Origin of the sequence: Kineosporia sp. NBRC 101731 (assembly GCF_030269305.1) — a bacterium.
Classification (GTDB): domain Bacteria; phylum Actinomycetota; class Actinomycetes; order Actinomycetales; family Kineosporiaceae; genus Kineosporia.
On sequence record NZ_BSTC01000050.1, the window covers coordinates 1 to 465 of the forward strand.

Consider the following 465-nt stretch of genomic DNA (forward strand, 5'->3'; position numbering starts at 1 on the left):
GGTGCAGCCGGGGTGCACGCATCGTTGGAAGCGTCCCAGGACGTGGTCGATGACGCTCTGGCGGGGTTTGTAGCGGGGTGATGGTTCGGTGCAGTTGGCTTGGTCGCCCGGTCCGTGTGCTGGGCCGTTGCTGGTGCCGGTGCCGGTGCCGGTACTGGTGCTGGCGCTGGTACTGGTGCTGGCGCTGGTGATGGGGATGACGGTGACCCGGCCTGCTTGGCGGGCTATTTCGCGGGCCAGGTCGGCGGGGATGGCGCCGTAGCGTTGGAGCTCTCCGGGGAGGTCGTCGGTTCCTTTCAGGGTCTCGGCGCTGATGGTGACGACCAGGTGAGGCTTGTGGCCCTGCTGTGTGGGAAGTGCTGGTGGCAGCCACCAGCCCAGGACACAGTCGCCGGTCAGGGCCGGTGGAGCGAACGAGCTGGGGATGGCGGATGACTTCGGTGTCTCGGAGTTGTCGGCCGCATC

1 pseudogene is annotated in these 465 nt (G+C 67.7%); it reads right to left on the reverse strand.

Going from position 1 to position 465, the window contains the following annotated elements:
* Positions 1 to 465: pseudogene (locus QSK05_RS36050) on the reverse strand (hypothetical protein); the annotation flags it as partial.